General features: G+C 70.3%; 20 protein-coding genes. 8 read left to right on the top strand and 12 right to left on the bottom strand.

Features of this window, described 5'->3' with window-relative positions; all coding sequences use genetic code 11:
• Nucleotides 1-44 precede the first annotated feature (44 nt).
• Nucleotides 45-1,127, bottom strand: a complete 1,083-nt coding sequence (locus EDF33_RS19280) for a hypothetical protein (protein WP_131922623.1) — start codon at nucleotides 1,125-1,127, stop codon at nucleotides 45-47.
• Between the two features lie 135 nt (nucleotides 1,128-1,262).
• On the opposite strand from EDF33_RS19280, the gene EDF33_RS19285 reads away from it, so the two are divergent.
• Complete coding sequence (locus EDF33_RS19285; RefSeq protein WP_131922624.1) at nucleotides 1,263-1,880, top strand: TetR family transcriptional regulator; 618 nt, start codon at nucleotides 1,263-1,265, stop codon at nucleotides 1,878-1,880.
• Nucleotides 1,881-1,907: 27 nt separating this feature from the next.
• On the opposite strand, the gene EDF33_RS19290 is transcribed toward EDF33_RS19285, so the two are convergent.
• Together EDF33_RS19290 and EDF33_RS19295 are read right to left on the bottom strand one after the other, a co-directional pair.
• Nucleotides 1,908-3,122, bottom strand: a complete 1,215-nt coding sequence (locus EDF33_RS19290; protein ID WP_123338439.1) for a glycosyl transferase — start codon at nucleotides 3,120-3,122, stop codon at nucleotides 1,908-1,910.
• A complete protein-coding gene (locus tag EDF33_RS19295; RefSeq protein WP_207906727.1) occupies nucleotides 3,119-3,979 on the bottom strand; it encodes an HAD-IIB family hydrolase in 861 nt (286 codons plus the stop codon). Before EDF33_RS19295 ends, EDF33_RS19290 begins: the two co-directional genes overlap by 4 nt.
• A gap of 236 nt (nucleotides 3,980-4,215) precedes the next feature.
• On the opposite strand from EDF33_RS19295, the gene EDF33_RS19300 reads away from it, so the two are divergent.
• Nucleotides 4,216-4,722, top strand: coding sequence for a hypothetical protein (locus tag EDF33_RS19300; RefSeq protein ID WP_132100906.1), 507 nt, complete (start codon nucleotides 4,216-4,218; stop codon nucleotides 4,720-4,722).
• Between the two features lie 114 nt (nucleotides 4,723-4,836).
• On the opposite strand, the gene EDF33_RS19305 is transcribed toward EDF33_RS19300, so the two are convergent.
• Nucleotides 4,837-5,436 (bottom strand): TetR/AcrR family transcriptional regulator, encoded by a 600-nt coding sequence (locus EDF33_RS19305; protein ID WP_243692511.1) that lies wholly within the window; start codon nucleotides 5,434-5,436, stop codon nucleotides 4,837-4,839.
• A 180-nt stretch (nucleotides 5,437-5,616) separates the two neighbouring features.
• On the opposite strand from EDF33_RS19305, the gene EDF33_RS19310 reads away from it, so the two are divergent.
• Both EDF33_RS19310 and EDF33_RS19315 read left to right on the top strand, forming a co-directional pair.
• Nucleotides 5,617-6,165, top strand: a complete 549-nt coding sequence (locus tag EDF33_RS19310; RefSeq protein ID WP_235035867.1) for a hypothetical protein — start codon at nucleotides 5,617-5,619, stop codon at nucleotides 6,163-6,165.
• 32 nt (nucleotides 6,166-6,197) lie between these two features.
• Entirely contained in the window at nucleotides 6,198-6,809 is a 612-nt protein-coding gene (locus EDF33_RS19315; protein ID WP_207906728.1) for a hypothetical protein, read from the top strand.
• A 9-nt stretch (nucleotides 6,810-6,818) separates the two neighbouring features.
• Here EDF33_RS19315 and EDF33_RS19320 read toward each other — a convergent pair whose 3' ends face one another.
• The 6 genes from EDF33_RS19320 to EDF33_RS19345 all read right to left on the bottom strand — a co-directional run bounded on the left by EDF33_RS19320 (nucleotide 6,819) and on the right by EDF33_RS19345 (nucleotide 14,077).
• Nucleotides 6,819-8,132, bottom strand: coding sequence for an MFS transporter (locus tag EDF33_RS19320; protein ID WP_132100909.1), 1,314 nt, complete (start codon nucleotides 8,130-8,132; stop codon nucleotides 6,819-6,821).
• Nucleotides 8,133-8,156: 24 nt separating this feature from the next.
• Nucleotides 8,157-9,101, bottom strand: a complete 945-nt coding sequence (locus EDF33_RS19325) for an amidohydrolase family protein (RefSeq protein WP_132100910.1) — start codon at nucleotides 9,099-9,101, stop codon at nucleotides 8,157-8,159.
• A 12-nt stretch (nucleotides 9,102-9,113) separates the two neighbouring features.
• The gene (locus EDF33_RS19330; protein ID WP_132100911.1) at nucleotides 9,114-10,052 is read right to left on the bottom strand and encodes an amidohydrolase family protein; all 939 of its coding nucleotides are present in this window, start codon (nucleotides 10,050-10,052) and stop codon (nucleotides 9,114-9,116) included.
• Nucleotides 10,045-11,337, bottom strand: a complete 1,293-nt coding sequence (locus tag EDF33_RS19335) for an MFS transporter (protein ID WP_132100912.1) — start codon at nucleotides 11,335-11,337, stop codon at nucleotides 10,045-10,047. Before EDF33_RS19335 ends, EDF33_RS19330 begins: the two co-directional genes overlap by 8 nt.
• A gap of 86 nt (nucleotides 11,338-11,423) precedes the next feature.
• Complete coding sequence (locus tag EDF33_RS19340) at nucleotides 11,424-12,767, bottom strand: gluconate:H+ symporter (protein ID WP_132100913.1); 1,344 nt, start codon at nucleotides 12,765-12,767, stop codon at nucleotides 11,424-11,426.
• The gene (locus tag EDF33_RS19345) at nucleotides 12,764-14,077 is read right to left on the bottom strand and encodes a homoserine dehydrogenase (RefSeq protein ID WP_132100914.1); all 1,314 of its coding nucleotides are present in this window, start codon (nucleotides 14,075-14,077) and stop codon (nucleotides 12,764-12,766) included. Before EDF33_RS19345 ends, EDF33_RS19340 begins: the two co-directional genes overlap by 4 nt.
• Before the next feature lie 175 nt (nucleotides 14,078-14,252).
• Here EDF33_RS19345 and otnK point away from each other — a divergent pair, with 175 nt between their 5' ends.
• From otnK to EDF33_RS19360, 3 genes are read left to right on the top strand one after another with little or no spacing between them, the layout of a single operon-like run.
• Nucleotides 14,253-15,473 carry a 3-oxo-tetronate kinase gene (otnK, locus tag EDF33_RS19350; RefSeq protein ID WP_132100915.1) on the top strand — a complete coding sequence of 407 codons (1,221 nt, stop codon included), beginning with the start codon at nucleotides 14,253-14,255 and terminating at the stop codon, nucleotides 15,471-15,473.
• On the top strand, nucleotides 15,470-16,141 hold the full coding sequence (locus EDF33_RS19355) for a class II aldolase/adducin family protein (protein WP_243692512.1): 672 nt from the start codon (nucleotides 15,470-15,472) through the stop codon (nucleotides 16,139-16,141). Before otnK ends, EDF33_RS19355 begins: the two co-directional genes overlap by 4 nt.
• A 4-nt stretch (nucleotides 16,142-16,145) precedes the next feature.
• Complete coding sequence (locus EDF33_RS19360; protein WP_132100917.1) at nucleotides 16,146-16,958, top strand: DeoR/GlpR family DNA-binding transcription regulator; 813 nt, start codon at nucleotides 16,146-16,148, stop codon at nucleotides 16,956-16,958.
• Here EDF33_RS19360 and EDF33_RS19365 read toward each other — a convergent pair.
• Nucleotides 16,948-17,982, bottom strand: coding sequence for an alpha/beta hydrolase (locus tag EDF33_RS19365; protein ID WP_132100918.1), 1,035 nt, complete (start codon nucleotides 17,980-17,982; stop codon nucleotides 16,948-16,950). The two genes, EDF33_RS19360 and EDF33_RS19365, sit on opposite strands and share 11 nt — an antisense overlap.
• Before the next feature lie 275 nt (nucleotides 17,983-18,257).
• Between EDF33_RS19365 and EDF33_RS19370 the strand changes: the two genes are divergently transcribed.
• Complete coding sequence (locus EDF33_RS19370; protein WP_132100919.1) at nucleotides 18,258-19,265, top strand: carboxypeptidase-like regulatory domain-containing protein; 1,008 nt, start codon at nucleotides 18,258-18,260, stop codon at nucleotides 19,263-19,265.
• Nucleotides 19,266-19,460: 195 nt separating this feature from the next.
• On the opposite strand, the gene EDF33_RS19375 is transcribed toward EDF33_RS19370, so the two are convergent.
• Nucleotides 19,461-20,174 (bottom strand): GAF and ANTAR domain-containing protein, encoded by a 714-nt coding sequence (locus EDF33_RS19375; RefSeq protein WP_165918888.1) that lies wholly within the window; start codon nucleotides 20,172-20,174, stop codon nucleotides 19,461-19,463.
• Between the last annotated feature and the right edge of the window lie 123 nt (nucleotides 20,175-20,297).

The following is a 20,297-nucleotide window of genomic DNA, read 5'->3' on the forward strand; positions in this document are numbered from 1 at the left end:
GCGCCTGGCAGACGCGGCTCGGAAGCCGGTCAGTCGGGTCCGGCTCAGACGGTGAGCGGATCCGGTGCGTGCTCGCGCACGGCGACGTGCTCACCGTGGTGCGCGTGACGACGGCGCAGGTGCAGGAGGGCTCCGACGCCCATCAGCGCGAGGCCGAAGGCGGTCCAACCGGCCAAGATCAGCCACTGGGGTGCGGCGTTCGCATCCGGGAAGTACGAGATGTCGCGGAGCAGTCGCGAGCCGGCTCCCGGTGGGAACCACTGGCCGATCGTGCCCCACGGAGCGGGCAGGAACGACGACGGGGTCGCGGAGGACGCGATCGGGTTCGCGAACAGCAGGAAGAGCACGGGCCCCACACTCACGCCGAGTCGACCGATCAGTGTCGAAGCGCCGAGGATCGTCGCGGCGACGGATCCGAGTGCGAGCACGAACGCTGCCACGTTCTGGACGTAGGGCCCCTGGAGGATGCCCAGCCACCCCTGCAGGATCCCGGCGACGGCGAACCCGCCGACCACCACGAAGACGGCCAGCCCCATCACACGACGACCGGTGCCGTGCACGAGGAACGTGAGGAGGATGCCGCCGAGCATGCCGCCCATCACGAGCGGGAACGCCGCCGCCACCAGGCCGGCACCCGTCGGGTCATCGTCCGACAGCGGGACCACGTCCGTCACGGAGACGGTCGGGGCAGCAGCCCCGCCACCAGCGCCCTGGGCGGTCTGCGCGGCGGCCTGTGCGCCCAGCTTCGTCGCGACGCCGTTCATCACCTGCGCGACGGCGGGACTCGCGGCGGAAGCGGTGAGCACCTCGGGCGCCGCACCGGCGGAGAGCACGACCGCTCCGTAGACGTCACGCTCCTCGAGCATCCGGACGGCCTCGGCGCGGTCATCGGCGCGGGTGACGTCGAACGTGTCGTTGCCCTTGGTCAGCGATGAGCCGAGCTGCTGGGCCTGCTGGGCCTGCTGGGCAGAGGCGGCGATCGCGATCGGGATGTCGTGCGCGGACGACGTCCTCGCGGGCCAGGTGAACGCGATCACCACGAGGGAGACGACGGCCGCGACGAGCACCCCGATCGCGAGGGCACGGCGCCACGGCGTGACGGTGGGAACTGCTGGAGAGGTGCTCATTCGGCTACTCGATTCGCGGTCGGACTGGCCCTGGCACCGATGGCAAGGCAGAGGATCGTCAGTGAGCATAAGTTCACTCAGCGGGAAAAGCAACGCCCGTTGATATCCCTCGCCACTGCCCGGTATGGTCGTCTCATGGTCGAAGCCGAACCGAACGCAACGGCGGGTCGTCCCCGCGGGCGCCGACCCGGCGTCAACGACACACGCCAGGCCGTACTGGACGCAGCGCGGGCGCGGTTCGCCACCGACGGCTACGCCGCTGCGTCGATCCGCAAGATCGCCGCAGACGCCGGGGTCGATGCCGCGCTGGTGATGCGCGCCTACGGCTCGAAGGACGAGCTGTTCGCCGCATCGATGGCGATGCCGTCGGAAGCCGCCGCAGTGTTGAGCAGCGCCCTGGACGGCCCCGCCAACGGCATCGGAGAACGCTTCGTCAGCGCCTTCCTCGGCCTCTGGACCGCGCCCGCGACATCCGGCCCCCTGCTCGCCACGTTCCGATCGGCCGTGACGAACGAACAGGCAGCGACCCACCTGCGCGCGTTCGTCAGGGGACGGGTCCTCGAGGCGTACGCCCCGCACTTCCCGGACGTCCCGGATGCTGCGCTGCGCGCGACGCTGGTGTCGTCGATGCTCATCGGTGTCGTGGTCGGACGGCAGGTCGTCGGCATCGACGCCCTCGTCGACGCCGAGCCCGACGACATCGTCACGATGCTCGCACCGGTGGTGCAGTCGATCCTCGTCCCGACGCACTGACCGGCAGCGCTCTCCGCCGGGCTCTGGTCAGTCCTGCTGGTCCGCCTCCACCGCATCCTGCAACCGCTCGAGCACGTCCGGCACCGCCGAACGCACCCGGCTCCAGCTCGGGATGAACGGCTTGTCGTCCGGGCGCGCGCTGAAGGCGCCGCCGGCGTCGAGGATCGCCTTGGTGAAGAGCTCGACCGCGGCTTCCTCGGCGTGCTGGTCGAAGCCGAGGCCGCTCATCTCCGCTTCGTGCCGGTAGACCTCGACGATGTCGAGGGCGTTCCGGTAGTACGTCGCCTTGAGCACCCGGAACGAGTCCGAGGTGAGCGGGACGCCCATCGTCGCGAGCTTCCGCAGCAGCGACTGCACGATGTCGTTCCCCATGCGGGCGAGTCCGCCGGTGCCGTCGGCCTCGGCGAGGGGCTGGTGCTTGTGGTCGTACGCGTCGGCGATCTCCACCTGGCACACCTGCCGGGTCGCGTAGTCGCGGTAGACCTCGGACAGCATGCCGATCTCGAGGCCCCAGTCCCCCGGGATCTTCAACCCGTTCAGCACGTGCGCGCGCATCGCGAACTCGCCGGACAGCGGGTACCGGAAGCTGCTGAGGTACTCGAGGTACTCGGACTCCCCGTAGACCTGGCGGAGCGACCGGAGCAGCGGGCCGACGAGCAGCCGTCCCACGCGACCGTTGATCCGGCCGTCGGCGACGCGGGCGTAGAAGCCCTTCGAGAACTCGTAGTCGAACGCCGGATTCGCGACCGGGTAGAACAGCCGCGCGAGCATGCCCCGCTCGTACGTGGTGATGTCGCAGTCGTGCAGCGCGATGCACTCCGCGCGCTCCGACGCGAGCGCGTAGCCCGTGCAGTACCAGACGTTCCGGCCCTTGCCCGGCTCGCCGGGAGCCAGCCCCTCGCGCTCGAGCTCGGCGTCGAGCTCCCGCAGACGCGGCCCGTCGTTCCACAGGATGCGGTGCCGCTGCGGCAGCCGCGCGAAGAACTCCCGGGCGTGCTCGAACTGCGAGCGGTCGGCGCGGTCCAGCCCGATGACGATCTCGCTGAGCCAGTCGGCCTCGGCGAGCTCGTCGACGATCCGTGAGAGCGCCGGGCGTTCGAGCTCCGAGTACAGCGCCGGCAGGATCAGGCTCATCGGCCGCTTCTCGGCGAAGCCCCGCAGGTCGTCCTCGATGCTCGCGGTGCTGCGGCGGCCGAGGTCGTGGAACGTCGTGATGACGCCGTTCTGGTGGAAGTCGCTCATCGGTGGCTCCTGACGTGCTGTTCGCGGTGCTGTTCGAGGTGGTGTCCGAGCTGGTGTTCGAGGTGGTGTCCGAGGCCTTCGCTCCAGCCGAGCGGGCCGGGGTGCGTCGTGCGGTACACGCGCTCGGGTCGGTCGTCGGCGAGCGGTCCGGGTGCCGGGCCGTGGCCGCGGACGACGACCGCCAGGTCGACGGCGTCGAGCAGCGCCGAGTCGTTCGGGCCGTCGCCGAGCCCGACGGTGCGCGGAGCAGTGCCGGTGCGACGTTCGTGGTCGGCGACGAGCAGGCGGACCGCGGTGCCCTTGTCGCGCCCGGCGGGCAGGACGTGCCAGAAGCGGCCGCCGCGCACGAGGTCGAGGCCGGCCGCGGCGAGCGCATCGCGGAACGCGTCGGCGCGGTCGTCGTCCTCGGCGTGCCAGAGCAGGACCTCGGAGGCTTCGCGCCGCCGAGCATCACCGGCTGCTCCGAGGTCGAGTCCGGTCCAGGCGGCGACGACCTCGTCGGTCTCGCCGCTGAAGGTCGCGAAGTGGAGGTCCAGGTCCGATCGGGTGTGGTCGAGGGCCGTGCGGAGACGCGCGAGGTCGGCATCCGCGGGGCCGGCACCGGCGCCGGTGGTCACGTTGCCGTCCGGTCCGACGACGATCGCGCCGTTCTCCGCGACGAACGCCTGGCCATCGAGACCGGTCCGCCGCTGCAGGGCGGTGATCTCGGCCGGGGTCTTGCTGCTGCAGAACACCACCGGCACGCCGTCGGCGCGTAGGCGCTCGAGCATCGGAAGGGCAGCGTCGAACGAGTAGTCGTGGTGGTCGAGGAACGTCCCGTCGAGGTCCGTGACGACCATCAGGTCCTGTGGTGGCACAGTGCTCCGCTCGCGGCTGGGTGGGCTGCGGGCGACGGTGCCCCGGACCACCCTGCCATGCGTGGGAGTCCGGTTGGTGAACAGGGGCGGCTGGGTTCCGTGGTGCGCGCTGCGCGTAGGTCGCTCGATTCGACGTGGGGCGCCGGGCACCCCAAGCCCATGCCCGATCCCCAGCCGAAGGGGATGACCGACTTCCAGAAGTCGCTCCTGGAGAACCCGCAGTGGACACTGTGAACGTGAACCAACGAATCCGTGGCGCCGCCCGCACCAGCGTCGGCGTCACCCTCATCCTGACGGCGGCACTGACCGTGGCCGGCTGCAGCAACACCCCCGGAGGCATGACAGTGGATCCGTCCGAAGCGAAGAAGTCGATCGTCGACGCCGTCAAGGAATCCACCGACGCGGTCGGCGGCGAGTGGACCGTGTACCGCGGCCCGGCCGCCGAGGTCTGCACCCGGTCGGGCGGCGGCGATGGTGCCCGTTTCGTGTACATCCTGGAGCGGAGCGGCACCAACGGCACCGATCCGGCTGCCGACATCCAGACGGTCGAGGAGCTCTGGAAGTCCAAGGGGATCACGACGGAGCGGTTCGAGAGCGGCGGCTCGGACCCGCTCACCGTCATCCGGGGCGCGGACGGGCCCGTCACCTCCATCGGCTTCAACGCGTACCCGCTGCGGTACAGCATCACCGGTGTCTCGAAGTGCTCGGACGGCGACGTGCAGGACCTGCGCAGCGCCGAATGAGGCCGGCGCCATGATGATCCGACATTCGCGATCCTGATCGCCGAGGACGAGCCCGTTGTCGTGGCCCCGACTCGACGCCCGGGAGCCCGGTCGGTGGGCAGGAGCGGCTGGCCCTCAGCGCAGTACGGCAGCGACCGCCAACCGCATGGACGCCCGCTCGAAGGCGGCCCGAGCAGGCGCACCGGGAAGGGCACGCTCGAGTGCGAGGCCGTTCACGACCGTGAGCAGGAACCGCGCGTGTTCCTCGGGACTGCCGTCCTGCAGGACCCCCTCCTGCCGCAGCACCGACAGCCACCGCTCGACCCGATCGACGGCGAGCCGTTCCATCGCGAGGAACGTGTGCTCGGCATCACCGGCGACCGGCACGGCGACGTAGGCATCGTGCAGCGCCGCCCAGTTCTGCCGAGCGGACGCACCGCTCCCGATGCTCGCGAGGAGCAGGTGCAGGCACCCCTCGAGTCGCTCGGCGGGCTCCTTGGAGTGGTCCGCGATCGGGTCTTCCGGGAGGTCGAGGCTCTGGAGTCCCTCAACGACGGTGTCGATGAGCTCCCGCTGCGTCGGGAAGAAGTGCCGGAGCGACCCCGTGCTGACGCCGGCGCGGGCAGCCACCCCACGCACGCTCAGGCGAGCCGTCGGGTCCTCTCCGATCATCGTCGCCGCAGCGATCAGGATCTTCGACCGGGTGTCCGGTGCCGCCGGATCGACCAAGGTCACCATCCTCTCCATTCGACTAGCACAGTGTGCTAGCGTCTCGCCGTGTTGTCACACTGTACTAGAGAGGACGGGCGGATGGATGCGAACCGGCGAGCACAACGGTGGGCCAGCCGAGCGAAACCCGGTGACGGAACGAGCCTGAAGCCCTTCCGCTGGTGGCAGACGACGCGGCGCTCACTGATGTCGATCACCCTGACGCGCAACGGCGTCCCGGTCCACCACACGATCGACGTCCGCCACGGCGGGGACGCGACCGACGGGGTCGTACGTGCTCGCCTCTACGTCGACGGCACCTTGACCCTCGTCTCGCGGGTCCCTGCACGATTCCCGGTCACCGGCGGGCACATCGAGGTCCGTGTCAGCGAGTCGGGCCTGCGCCGCTGCCACTTCGTCGCCGAAGACGGCACCCAGCGGCAGCTCGTTCCCGACCCTCGCTCGGCCGAAGGGCGCCGCCTGCGGTTCGCGCAGCGCCACCCTGCTGCGAGCAGGATCGTCGGAGCCGTGTCGGTCGTCGTGCTGCTCGTCGGTGTCGGTCTCAACGTCCTGCAGGTGCTCGAGCCGATCTCGGAGATCCCGCCGATCGCAGACACGGTCGGCACGTTCGAGTCGCCTGTGCACCTGACCCCGTGGGCCAACGTCGCGCTCGGCTTCGCGGCAGCCCTGGGAGCGGTCGAGCGAGCGACGCGGCTGCGCTACCACTGGCTGCTCGACGGCGGAGCAGCCTCGTGACGCCGCCGGTCGGCCGCAGCGTGGTGCGAGGCTTGGGCCAGATCGTCCGACGGGAGTCCCGCGCGTACCTCGTCCTGAACCTCTCGGCGTACGGGCTGGTCGTGCTGGGCTTCGCGCTCGGCCTCGTGTTCCCCGGACTCACCGACGCCCGGATATCCGCGATGGAAGCCGACGGCACCGCCGGACTCGTCACCCGACTCGTGAGCTCGCCGGCGCTCTTCGCACTGACGATCCTCGCCGTCAACGTCCTCCGGCTGAGCCTGCTCACGCTCGTCCTGCCGTCACTGGTCGTCCCGTTCGCTGGGCTCGCGATCTTCGGCGCTTGGGCGGTGCAGACCGGGATCACCCTCGTGCCGTCGACCGGAGAAGGCTGGGTGGCGTTGATCCCGCACTCCGTCACGCTCCTCATCGAGCTGCAGGCCTACGTCCTCCCGCTGCTGGGCTCGTTCCTGGTGGGCAAGTACTGGCTCCGCCCCGGGGCCGCCGGGGTGGAGCGTCATCGGGACGGGTACCGACGTGGACTCCAGCAGCTCGGCACCCTCGCCGTCCCCGCCCTCGCCCTCCTCGTGATCGGTGCCGCGTGGGAGGCGGCCTCGCTGCGGTACCTGGTCCACCCGCTGAGCCAGTGGCTCCTCGCGCCGTGACGCAGCTCGCTACGAGGTGAGGTCGGGGGTCTCGACCCGGCCAGGCACTGCGGCATGTGCACGCGCGGTCCGCACCGTCAACGTCAGGACACCGCCGAGCACCATGAACCCCGCGGTGATCCACAGCGCGATCGTCGCCGAGTCCGTGGCGTCCTTCGCCGCGCCGATGGCGTACGGCGCCGCGAACCCCGCCAGGTTCCCCGTGGAGTTGATGAGCGCGATGCCACCGGCGAGCGCGGTGCCACTGAGCATCGACGTCTGGAAGCTCCAGAAGACGGCTGGGATCGAGAGGGCGCCGGCGTTGGCGAGCATCAGTCCGATGATCCCGAGCACCGCCTGGTCGCCGGCGAGGATGCAGATGACGAACCCGACGGCGCTGAGCGCGAAGGCCGCTGCGATGTGCTTCTTCCGTTCGCCGTGTCGGTCGGAGCTGCGGCCGAAGATCACCATGGACACGATCGCGGCGAGGCTCGGGAGTGCCGACACGAGACCGACCGTGACGTCGCCGTCGATCCCGAGGTCACGGATGAGGTTCGGCAGCCAGAAGCTGATGCCGTAGAGCGCGAAGTTGTACGAGAAGTAGATGCCGGTGAGCATCCAGATCATCGGGCTCCGGAAGACCTCCCGGAGCTTCGTGTGTCCGGCGGGTGGGGCTTCGGCGTCGAGGAGCGCGCCCAGCCGGCTGCGTTCGGGTTCGGTCAACCAGCGCACGGTGCGGTGGTCCTCCTGCAGGTACCGGAGGACGACGAAGCCCAACACGATCGTCGGGATCGCCTCGATGATGAAGAGCCACTGCCATCCGTCGAGACCCGCGACGTCGCGCATGCCGTCGAGGATGAAGCCGGACACCGGCCCGCCGACGACCCCCGAGGCGGCGAGGGCGATGTAGAAGATGCCCCATGCTCGGCCGCGACGGCTGGCGGGGAACCACTGGGACATGTAGAAGAGCACGCCGGGGATGAAGCCGGCCTCGGCGACACCGAGCAGGAACCGCAGCACGTAGAACGTGGTCTCGGAGTCGACGAGGAACATGCACCCGGAGATGAGGCCCCACGTGATCATGATCCGGGCGATCCACTTCCGCGCACCGACCTTGGCGAGGATCAGGTTGGACGGGATCTCGAAGATGAAGTACCCGACGAAGAACAGGCCGGCGCCGAGTCCGTAGACGGCGTAGGAGAAGCCGAGGTCGGTGCTCAGTTGTTCCTGCGCGAATCCGATGTTCACGCGGTCGAGGTAGGACAGGAAGAAGCCGATCATCGCGAGCGGGAGCACGCGGGTCGACACCTTCCGGAAGAGTGCGTCGTCGTTGACGGTGGTCATCGGGTTCCTTCGTTCGGTGTCGGATCAGCCGACGGTGTCGGCGAGCGGGATGCGGTAGACGCGAGCGGCGGTGCCGTGGAAGAGGGCGTCGAGCTGGTCCGGGGTGGACCCGGCGGCCCCGGTGAGGATCGTGTCCATCACCTCGTCGAAGTCGGGCGCCGTGAGCGTCGCGACGGGCAGGTTCGAGGCGAACATCGACCGGTCGTGACCGAAGACCGCGAGGGTCTCGCGGACCACCGCTTCGTTGCTCGGACGGTCCCAGCGGTTCCCGGGCAGGCCGAGCTCGGAGACCTTGACGACCGTGTTCGGCAGGGCGGCGAGTCGTTCCATGCCGTGGCGCCAGATCGCGAGTCCGTCGTCGCTGCGGTCCAGGGGCAGGCCGCAGTGGTTGATCACGACGGTGGTGTCCGGGATGTCCTGGACGACGTCGGCCGCTTCCGCGAGGTGGTGGTACGGCACGCGGAGGTCCCAGCTGAAGTCGTACGCCGCCAGTCGGTGCAGACCGGCGATCCAGGCTGGGTCCTGCATGGACCCGGGGACCCCGCGCACGGTCGAACCCGGGTGCGCGGAGGTCACGGGCTTCGACCGGACGCCGCGGACCAGGGGGTGTTCCGCGTGCCCCGCGAGCACGTCGTCGAGGTCTGGCTGGGTGAAGAACACGTGTCCGACGGCCGCCATCGGGAACCGCGGGTCCGTTTCGTGGAGCGCGGTGAGCCATGCCGATTCCTCGACCTGCTCGGTGCGGGAGCGTTCGGCCTCGCAGTGCACCGTGCCGATGACGTCCCATCCCGCGGTCGCGTGGAGGTAGTCATCGGGCATGAAGGTGTGGCGCATCGCGGCGTAGTCGCCGAGGAAGAAGTCGGCGTTGACATCCGTCTGGATCCAGGGCCAGTGCCCCTCGCTCTGCAGGTCCCAGAAGTGGTGGTGGGCGTCGAGGATCCTCGGACGGTGGCCGTTGGCGATGGTCATGGTCGGTGCTCCCTACGAAGCGCTGGCGGGCTGGTGGATGCGGGTAGGTCGGTAGACACGGGCAGCGGTGTCGTGGAACACGGCGCGCTGCCCGGCCGCCGGGAGGTCGGCGAGGATGTCCCGGAAACCGTCGAGCATCGCCGCGTAGGTGGTGAACATGCCGTCCACGGGGAAGTTGCTGCCGAACATCACCCGCTCGGCGCCGTAGAGGCCGACGAGTGTCAGGACGACTTCGCGGTTGACGAACTGGTCCCAGCCGTCGGCCTCGGTGCACAGTCCGGATGCCTTCACGACGACGTTCGGCAGGTCCGCGAGCTCGGCGAGCGCTGCACGCCACCCACGCATGGTCCGTGCGCCGTGGTCGAGGAGCACGCCGGCGTGGTTCACGACGATCAGCGTCTCGGGGTGGTCGACGGCGAGCTCGGCCGCTTCGTGGAGGTTCCACCACGGAGTCTGCAGTTCGAAGTGGAGTCCGTGGTCGGCGAGCAGCGCGTAGCCGGCGCGCCAGGTCTGGTCGCTCATGCGCGTCCGACCGGACCCGACCTGCTCGAGCCGAGCCGGGCCTCCTGGCTTGTGCCGGATGCTGCGGACGGACGGGTGCGACGCCTGTGCGGCGAGCACCTCGGCGACGTCGTCGGCGTCCAGCCGCGCCTGCGCGGCCATCGCGCCGGGCACGCCGGTGGTCGCGGCGACCCGTTCCAGGGACCGGGTCTCGCCGACGGGGTCGGCCGGGTCCCACTCGGCCTCCATCGAGACGGTCGCGACGACCCCCTGACCAGCGGTGTCGCGGAGCAGGTCGGCGGCGGTGTAGTCGTGCTTGATCGCCGAGTAGTCGCCGTAGCGGTGCGGGACGAGGACGCCGGGCCGCAGCCACGGGTACCGGTCGTCGGCGAGCTGCCACAGGTGGTGGTGCGCGTCGATGACCGGGCCGCGGTACCCGGCCTCAGGCACGAGCGGGCTCCGTCCGCGTGGTGCCGGTGAAGTTGATCGAGAGCGAACCGACCAGGTAGACGGCTGCCGCCATCGCGAGGAACACGAGGACTGCCGTGTACCCGCCGGTGAGGTCGAGGAGCACCCCGGCCGCGATCGGGACGATGATGCCGGCGGCGGTACCGGCGAAGTTCATCACGCCGCCGACGATGCCGACGTTGCTCGGCTTCGCGAGCATCGACGGGATGGTCCAGTAGAGCCCGCCGAACAGGTTGAAGAACACGCCGATGCACAGCAACGCGACGGCGACGGCGGTGTCGGTGACGAACGGCAGGGCGACGAGCGCCACCAGGCTGAGTGCGCCCGAGCCGCCGAACAGCATCTTGAACGCCACGTTCCGGCGGAACCGGCGCTGCAGACGGTCAGCGAGGAAGCCGCTCAGGATCTCGCCCACCGCGCCGCAGGAGAAGATCAGGAACGTCGCGAACCCGAGCGCGGAGAGGTCGAGTCCACGGGCGGCGGAGAGGTAGCTCGGCCCCCACGTGACCAGGCCCCAGAACACCATCGCCCACGCCAGACGTCCGACCACCATCGCGACGACGTTCGCGCGGCTGACCCCGGGGCGGTCGGACTGCTCGTCTTCGGCCTGTTCGATGAGGGCGACCTCGGCGGCGTTCACCGACCGGTGCTCGGAGGGACGGTTCCGCAGGTACAACCACGCGCCGATGCCGAACAGCACCGTGCACACGCCGATGATGACGAACGAGACGCGCCACGAACCGGTCGTACCGATCAGCCATGCCACGACCAACCCGCCGACCGCGGCGCCGAGCGGAGCACCGGAATCGATCAACGTGACGCCGCTTGCTCGCTTGCGCGGCGGCATCCACTTCGACACGAGCGACGATGCCGCCGGCATGAACGGCGCCTCGAACGCGCCGAGGCCGATGCGGGAGAGCACGAGCATCACGGCGTTCGCGGCGAACCCGGCGAGGGCCATGAACGAACCCCAGATGACGGAGGCGATGCCGATCACGGTGCGCGGCCCGAACTTGTCGACCGTCAGACCGCCGGGGATCTGGAGCAGGCAGTACGACCAGAAGAACGAGCTGAGGATGATCCCCTGCACGGTGCCGGAGATGTGGAAGTCGTCCCCGATGAAGGGCAGGGCCACGCTGAGCGCGCTGCGGTCGACGCTGTTGATCGTGTAGAAGACGAACAGCAGGACGACGATCGCCCAGCGGATCCTGGTCGGGCGGGCGACGCTGGGATCGCTGTCCGGCTCGAGGCGGGTGGACGCGGTCATGATGCTCCTTTGCACGGGGTGGGTGCGGCGAGCGCCGCGTCGGGGGCGGCGAGCGCCGCGTCGGGTGCAGCGCAGGCTGCGTCGGGTCAGACGACGAGGGAGAGCAGCAGCACGCCGACCAGGCCGATCACCGACTGGAGGGAGAGCATGAGCGTCCACGTGCGGAACGTCTGCTTGACGGACAGCTGGAAGTACTCCTTGAACAGCCAGAACCCGGAGTCGTTGACGTGCGAGAGCATCACCGAGCCCGACGCCGTGGCGAGCACGAGCAGCTCAGGCGAGATCGACGGGTCGGCCGCAGCGAGCGGAGCGATGATCCCGGCTGCCGTCACGGTGGCCACGGTCGCCGACCCGAGCGCGATGCGCAGCAGGGCAGCGATCACCCAGGCCAGGATGAGTGCCGGCACGTGCCATCCCTGCGCGTACTCGACGATGACCTTGCTCACGCCCGTCTCGGCGAGCATCGCTGCGAGTCCACCGCCGGCTCCGATGATGAGCAGCACCGGTCCGACTGTCTTGAGTCCCGAACCGGCGACGCTCCCCATCGTCGCGATCGACGATCCGGAAGTCCGGCCGAGGCCGATCATCGCGACGACCACGGCCAGGAGCAGCGCGACGACCGGGTCGTCGCAGAACGTCAACACGGTGTGCAAGACGGTGCCGTCGGCCGTGGCGTCGACGCCGAACGCGCCGATCACGAGCAGCAGCGGCGGGAGAAGCACGACGCCGAGGGCGAGCCACAGCGGCGGGCGCAGTTCCGTCAGCTCACGGGACCCGGCAGCGGGACCGGCATCGAGGTCGGGTGCCGGTCCGAACCAGCGCGAGGCGACCCGGGTGAGCACTGGCCCGCAGAGGATGACCGTCGGTATCGCGACGACCAAGCCGAGTGCCAGGGTCAGTCCGAAGCTCGCGTCGTAGGCGGCGACCGCGGCGGTGGGTGAGGGGTGCGGTGGGAGCAGGCCGTGTGCGGTGTACAGGCCGGCGGCGAGGGGCATCCCGACGAACAACAGGTGTGTGCCGGAACGGCGTGCGAGGGCGTAGGCAAGCGGCACGAGCATGACGAAGCTGACGTCGAAGATGTTCGGCAGGCCGATGACGAGCGCAGCGACGGCGATCGAGATCGGGATGAGCGCGACCTTGCGGTTGCCGATGAAGGCGTCCGCGATCCGGTTCGCCCCACCCGTGCTGGTGAGGATCGCGCCGAGGAGCGACCCGAGTCCGATCACCGGAGCGGTGTCGGAGAGCGTGTCGCCGAATCCCTGCTCGAACGTGCCGACGGTGTTCTCGACGCCGAGTCCGCTCGCGAACCCGAGCAGCAGCGCACCGATGAGGAGCGCGAGGAACGGGTTGAGCTTGAACTTCGCGATGCCGATGACGAGCAGGACGATCGCGACGGCGGCGAAGACGAGGTGGAGTTCCGGTGCGCTCACAGCGCAGCTCGCGAACCTGCCGCACGGGCTTCCTCGAACATGCGCTGCCCGATCTCGTCGATCCCGGTGAGGTCGTCGAACGTCAGCAGGTGACCGGCGGGCACGTCGCGGACGAGCCGTGCACCGCCGAGCAGGTAGAACGGCGCGGTCCCCGCGGGCGCGTCGTCATCGGACAGCAGGACGGGGTCGATGCCCGCGACCTCGTGGTGGTGCCCAGCCACCTGGAAGGCCGCGCCGGCCGTCAGTGGCTCGGCGGTCCGGCCGGCCAGCACGGAGCTCTGGCGCGGCGCCGGGATGGTCGCGGTGCCCGAGGCTGCGGCTGCGATGGTGAGCGGCGTCTCGACGCCCATCAGGTGGTACGGCCAGAACACGCAGGCGTAGCGGCCGTCCCGGCTCACGACGTGCCCCTTGCCGGCGAGCAGTCTCCAGGTCTCCGGGTCGCCGGTGCGGACGACGACGAAGACACCTCCGCCGAAGCTCGCCTCGTCGGGCAGGCGGAGCATCGAGAAGACGTCGAGACTGCCCGGACGGTCGATGATCCCGCCGTCGGCACGGGCCGCGTACACGTCGGCGAGCTCGGCGGTGCGGACGACGGGGTAATGCAGGTCCTCGCGGTCGGCGGTGTACCCGGTGTACTGGGCGACGACGGTCATCTCGCAGTGGTCGGCCGCGGCACGGCGCTTGAGCGGAGCGACCAGGTCGGCGCGCGCGGCGAGTGTGGCGTGCAGGTCGTCCCCGAGGGCGAGCAGGTCGGCCATGCCCGGCGCGGGGATGGTCTCGTCGACCTGGGTCACGGTGCCGGCGGTCGGGTCGAACACGAGGTCGTACTCCCCCGACTTGCCGAGCGCGACGATGTCGAGCCCGACACGTTCGATCCAGGTGACGAGGCGGATGAGGTTGGCCGGCTGGTCCCCGTCGCCGGGCAGGTAGCGGACGCCGGCCGCGGCGGCCGTGGCGGCGAGCGTGACGCCGGCGACGGTCTCGACCTCCTTGCTCACCATGACGACGTGCACGCCGTGCGCGATGGCGGCTTCGGCGTACGCGACGCCGGCGGCGACCCGGCCGGTGGCCTCGACGAGCACGTCGATCGCGCTCCAGTCGATCCCCGCCAGGTCCGGTACGACGGTGGCGTCGCTGATGCCGAGGTCGGCGAGCATCGACTCGACCCCTGCCCCGTCCGGGTCGACGAGGACCGTCGGCGTCATGTCGGCCACGTTCCGCAGCTGTGCCAGGAGGGTCCGTCCGTAGCCTCCGCGCGCGCCGGTCAGCGCGACTCGGGTCTGCGTGCTACTGGGCTGCTGGATCGCCATCGTTCCTCGTCTCCTCGTTGATCAGGTGCCCGATGACCGGGTCAGGTGACCACCGGGCGATCGCCACCGTAACACCGCTTGTCACAGTTGTTCAACTTCTTTCACACGGATTCACGTGTATTCTCATTGGAGGACGCGCGCCGGAGAGCGGCGGGCATCGTCAGGAGGGAACGACATGGCCACGATGGGCGTCATCGCCGACGACTTCACCGGAGCGACCGACATCGCGACCGCGTACGCCGCCCGGGGCTACCGGACCGAGGTCCTCACGGCACCCGACGCGCGCGCAGACCCCGGAACGGACGTCTCCGTCGTGGCGCTGAAGAGCCGGACGGCGCCGATCGACGTCGCCGTCGCCCAATCGCTCGCCGCGCACGACCGTCTCGCGGCAGCCGGCCACACGAGGTTCTTCCTCAAGTACTGTTCCACGTTCGACTCGACCGATCGCGGCAACATCGGACCGGTCCTCGACGCACTCGTCGAACGCACCGGTGCTGCACGCTGCGTCGTCGTCCCCGCGTTCCCCGACAACGGCCGCACCACCTTCCAAGGACACCTCTTCGTCTGGTCCGACCTGCTCGAGCACTCCTCGATGCGGCACCACCCGCTCACCCCGATGACGAAGTCACGCGTGGCCGACATCCTCCGCCCGCAGACCCGGCACACCGTCGGCGAGGTCCGTCTCACGACGGTGCAGGCCGGGCCGGAGGCAGTCCGGACAGCACTCGACGCGTCCGCAGATCCGTACGTCGTCGTCGACGCGGTCGACGACGACGACCTCGTCACGATCGCCGCGGCCACCGAGGGAGACGTCCTCCGGTCCGGCGGCTCCGGGCTCGCCCTCGGCGTCGCACCGGGCAGTGCGGACGCCACCGCCGCCTTCACCGCGCCCGTCGGCCGCCGCCTCGTCGTCTGCGGCAGCGCGTCTGCGCGCACCCGCGAGCAGATCGCATCCGCCGTCGCGGCCGGCTCCCCCACGCACCAGCTCGACGTCGCCCGGCTCGCCGTCGATGCACCAGCGGTCGTCCAGGAGGCCGTGGCCTGGCTCCGAGCGCAACCCGCGGACAGCGCACCCGTCGTCTACAGCGTCGGCGTTCCGTCCGACGTCTCCGCGGACGCCGACAGCTCGACCCGGGTCGAGCACACACTCTCCGAGATCGTCGACCGTGCGATCGCCGACGGCTTCGCACAGTGCATCGTCGCCGGCGGGGAGACGTCCGGCGCGGTGGTCTCGCGGCTCGGGATCCAGCGGCTCGTCATCGGTGCACCGATCGCCCCCGGTGTGTGCTGGGCAGAAGGGGTGACCGCATCGGGACGCCGCATCGCCATCGCACTGAAGTCCGGGAACTTCGGGTCGCCGGACATGTTCGTCACCGCATGGGAGGCCCTCGCGTGAACACCACCGACCACTGGCTCGCCGACGTCACCGTTGCCCTGGCCGACACCGGCAAGCGCCTCGCGGCGGCCGGCCTGAGCCCCGGCAGCACCGGCAACATCAGCGTCCTCCGCGACGGACGGGTCGCGATGACCGGTACCGGCACCGACCTGAGCGACCTCCGCCCCGACGGCATCGCCGAGCTCACCCTCGACGGCACCCACGTGCACGGGCCGCGGCCGTCGAAGGAGGTCGCCATGCACCTCGCCATGTACGCCCGGAACCCGACGCACGGCGCATGCGTGCACGTGCACTCGCCGTTCTCCGTCGCTGCGTCCTGCCTCGCGCCGTGGTCCGCGACGAGCGCGATCCCACCGATCACCCCGTACTTCGTCATGCGTGTGGGGCAGACGCCACTCATCCCCTACCGGACTCCCGGCCACCCGGAGATCGGCGCGCTCATCCGCGACGAGCCGACACCCTCCAGGGCCGTCCTGCTCGCCAACCACGGCCAGGTCGTCAGCGGGACGAACACGGCCGACGCCCTCGAAGCCGCCATCGAGCTCGAAGAGGCGTGCCGCATCAGTGTCCTGACCGCGGGACACGACCGACGACTGTTGTCCGAGGACGACGCGATCGAGCTCGCCGACCGGTACGGCACGCCGTGGACCCGACGATCGCTACAGTGACCGTGTGAGCGAGCCGCAGACGTCCGAACCGCCGCTCATCCCCGAGCAGCGGCGCGACCTGATCGTGCGCCACCTGCGGCAGGACTCCGTCCTGAGCTACCGCCAGCTCGCCGGTCTCCTCGGGGTCAGCCACATGACCATCCGGCGGGACATCGCCGAACTCGAGGAACAGGGCCGGGTGATCGCGACCCAGGGCGGCGCGAAGAGCGTCGCACGGGTCGCGAGCGAGCCGCCACGGATCGAGAAGTCCACGACCGAGGTCCGCGAGAAGGACGCGATCGCTGCCAGGGCCGCGCAGCTCGTCCACGAGTCCATGACGGTCTACCTCGACGCCGGGACGACCATCCAGGCGATGCGGCCCTACCTCGACCACCTGCACGACCTGACCGTCGTGACGAACGACCTCGTCATCGCGTCGTCGTACCTCGACCACCCCACGATCGAGGTCATCGTCGTCGGCGGACGCCTCGACAAGCAGAACCAGTCCACCGTCGGACGGCTCCCCTCGATCGTGCTCGCAGAGCTCTCGATCGACGTCGCGTTCCTGAGCACCAGCTCGTGGGACCTCCGTCGCGGGATCACCATCCCGTCCGAGTCGAAGGTCGAGCCGAAGAAGGCGGCGGCGCGCGCGGCCGGTTCCACCGTGCTCGTCGCGACGAGCTCGAAGTACGGCACGTTCGGCCGGTACCGGGTCCTCGGACTCGACGAGTTGTCGACGATCATCACCGACGACGGCCTCCCACTCCGCGATGCCGCGTCCATCGAGGCCGACGGTGGTGGCGGAACCTCCGTCGAACGCGTCACCGTCAGCCGCTGACACGGTCGAGGCACATCCGGAGGTGTCGGCCTCTGTCGTCCCGGGAAGGATCGCCGAGCAGCCGTCGGGTCCAGTCCGCCAGGGCCGCGGTCGCGGTCCTCGAGATCGCGGCGTCGGGCACCATGCTCGTGAACCCGTGGAAGGCACCGGGCCAGACGTGGAGCTCCGCGTCGACCCCCGCTGCCCAGAGGCGGCTCGCGAAGGCGACGTCCTCGTCGCGGAAGACCTCAGCACTGCCGCAGTCGATGTAGGTGCGCGGCAGCGCCGACAGGTCTGCGGCACGAGCCGGAGCGGCGTACTCGGAGACGTCAGGGGTGGCACGGCGTGGGCCGAGGTACGCGTCCCACGCGAAGCGGTTCATCTGGCGGTCGGCGACCCCGACGCCGTCGATCTGCTGGGTCGAGACCGTCTCGTCACGGTCGTCGAGCATGGGTGACACGAGGATCTGCGCCATCAGGTCGGGACCCTGCCGGTCACGGGCGAGCAGGGCCGTCCCCACCGCGAGTCCGCCGCCCGCGCTCTGCCCCGCGATGACGATCCGCGCCGGGTCGATGCCGAGCTCGTCGGCGTGCGCCGCCACCCAGACGAGACCGGCGTAGCAGTCCTCCACCGGGTACGGATCGGGGTACTCGGGTGCGAGGCGGTAGTCGACGCTGACGAGGACCACGTCGTGGTCGAGCAGCCAGTCGTCGAACGAGTCGAGGTTCCCGAGGTGGTGGCCGAACATCATGCCCCCGCCGTGAATCGAGTAGACGGCCGCGGTCGCACCGGCCGCACCGGTGCGCTCGACGCGGTCGATGATCGCGAGGTCGATGGGCTCACCGAGGTACCCCGGAACCGTGACGTTCCGCCGCTGGTACCCGCGGGACCGCAGGCGCTCGTCGAGGACGTCCTCGGGCACGTCGAGCTGTCGCATACGGGGCAGCATCTCTGCGGTGATGGTGAACGGACCACGGGCCTCGAGCGCCGTCAGGAAGGTCGCGAGTTCGGGGTCGAACGGCGGGCGGGCGATGGGGTCGGACACGGGCACACTCCTTCGATGAAGAAGTGGCGACTCCCGTGAGACGCGTGTGCGGTCCCGCCTGCCGGAGCAGCGCGGGATTTTTTCCCTCTGCCGAGGACAGTAGTGCACGCGACGCTCCGGAGCGCGCACCGCACTGTGCAAGAAGCCGCGGAAACGAGGTACTGAACGCCGACGTTCCTGGTGCGCAACCGGGACGCCGTCCTTCCCCACCACTCGCACGACGCGTACAGTCCCCCGCAAGGTAAGACCGGTGGGCGGGGAACGCGATGCGACTGATGACGGGAACGACACTGGTCGTGGCGCTTGCCGCAGCAGCGATGGTCGGCCTGGCGCCGCCAGCGGCCGCGGCCGGGTCGGGGACGATCGCTGTGCAGCTCGCGACGCCGGACGGCACCCCGATCAGGTTGGCGGACGTCGAAATCGCTGCGATCGGCATCGACGCCGTCGTCGGGACCGCCACCACCGATGCCGACGGCACCGCGACGTTCACCGGCATCCCCGCCCCGGACACCGTGACGGTCACCACACGGCAACTCCCGCCGCGCGGAACGCAGACCTACGCCCCCGGACTCCGCTCGGCCATCGTGGTCCGCGGCGGCACGACGGTCGCGGTCACCGTGCCGCTCGTGATCGGCGCCACCGTGGAGGGCGGGGTGGTCGGCCCCTCGGGTCCCGCTGCTGGACGGTTGATGTACGCCTGGAACGAAGACACCTCGCAGGTGTTCCGGACGACCTCGGACAGCGCGGGCCAGTACCGGTTCGTCGGGTTGAGCACCGGGAAGTACCGCATCGAGGCCTACGCCAGCGGCACGGCGTCGCCCGCCGTCTGGAAGACCCGGGTGTACCAGCAGCGCGGGACCCTCCCAGCGTCGCAGGTGACGTTGTCGAGGCACTACGCACACAGCGACTACGACCTGGTCGTCTACGCCGACACGGCGTCCCGCACCCCGTCGCCGCTGCTCAGTGGCGCGCGCGTCACGGTGACGAACGCGACGACCGGTGCGTCGTTCTCGACCCGGTTCTCGACGCTGCTCGACAGCGAGCAGACGGCACAGTTCCAGATTCCCTCCGGGCAGTACTTGGTCGAGCTCCGGACAGTGGCGACGACCGCGACGCCGGCGCGTGTGCTGTGGCTCGGACGCCCCGGCGGCGTGTACCGGTACGTGACCGACCGGGCCCAGGCCGTCCCGGTGCGGGTCGTGTTCGGCGGATTCAACGGCTGGGGTGGGGCGGTGCCGGAAACGTCCGTGGCCGTGGCCGCTTCGACCGCAGCCACGTCGTGATCCACAGGACGGCGCTCCGGGTGACCGAAGCGGAAACGAGCGAAAGCGGCGACGCCGGGCGCGTGGCTGAGTCTGGCTGAGCGGCGCACCGCGCCAGCGGGGCGACGGCCGTGACGGGAGGGACGGTGTCAGCTGGCATCGGGCCTCCTGTCCGTCTGGAACACGTACCGGCGCAGCGTTGCGAGGGGGCGGGGACTAGCCGAGGGTGGCCCGTCCGGCGAGGACGGCGAGGGCGACCTCGGCGAGCGGGAGCTGGTTCCGCCGCGCGTGGTCGCGCAGCAGGGAGAACGCGGTCGCGGTGTCCACCCCGTTCCGGTTCGCGATCCACCCCTTCGCCTGCTCGATGACGGTACGGCTGTCGAGTGCTGCTTGCAGTTGCCCCTGCGTCGTCACCGCGTCGTCGATGGTGCGCTGCTGCATGAGCGAGACCGCTGCGATGTCGGCCAGTGCCCGCGCAGCGATGAGGTCGTCCTCGTCGAACGCGCCGGCGGACTCGCCGAACAGGTTGAGCGATCCGATGACGGTGGTCCGGAGCCGCAGCGGGATCGAGTGGACGGCTGTGTACCCGGCGTCAGCCGCGGCCCGGCAGAAGTGCGGCCATCGCGGCTCGGCCACTCGGACGTCGGGGATCGAGACCACGCTCCCCGTCCGCGCTGCCTCGAGACAGGGCCCGTCGCCGACTTCGAGCTGCAGGAGCTCGAGCAGTCCGCTGTGGTGCCCCACCGAGGCGGTGATCTGCAACCGGTGATCCGAGCCGAACAGCATCAGCCCGGCAGCGTGGACGTCGAACAACGCCGCCGACTCGTCCACCAGGTGCTGCAGGCGCCCGGTGAGGTCCTCTGAGCTGGTGGCGCTGCCGACCAGCGCGATGATCGTCTGCAACAGTCGTCGTTCGCGGTCGGCGCCCACGGGGTCACTCCAGATGCTGTGATCAGAAGTGGCCGGTCGTGCCCTGCTCCAGCAGTCGAAGACCGCGTGCCGCCACACTACGGCCCGGGGATGCGAACACGCCTGGCGCAACGACTCCCCGCT

This window comes from Curtobacterium sp. PhB146, assembly GCF_004342995.1.
GTDB lineage: Bacteria > Actinomycetota > Actinomycetes > Actinomycetales > Microbacteriaceae > Curtobacterium.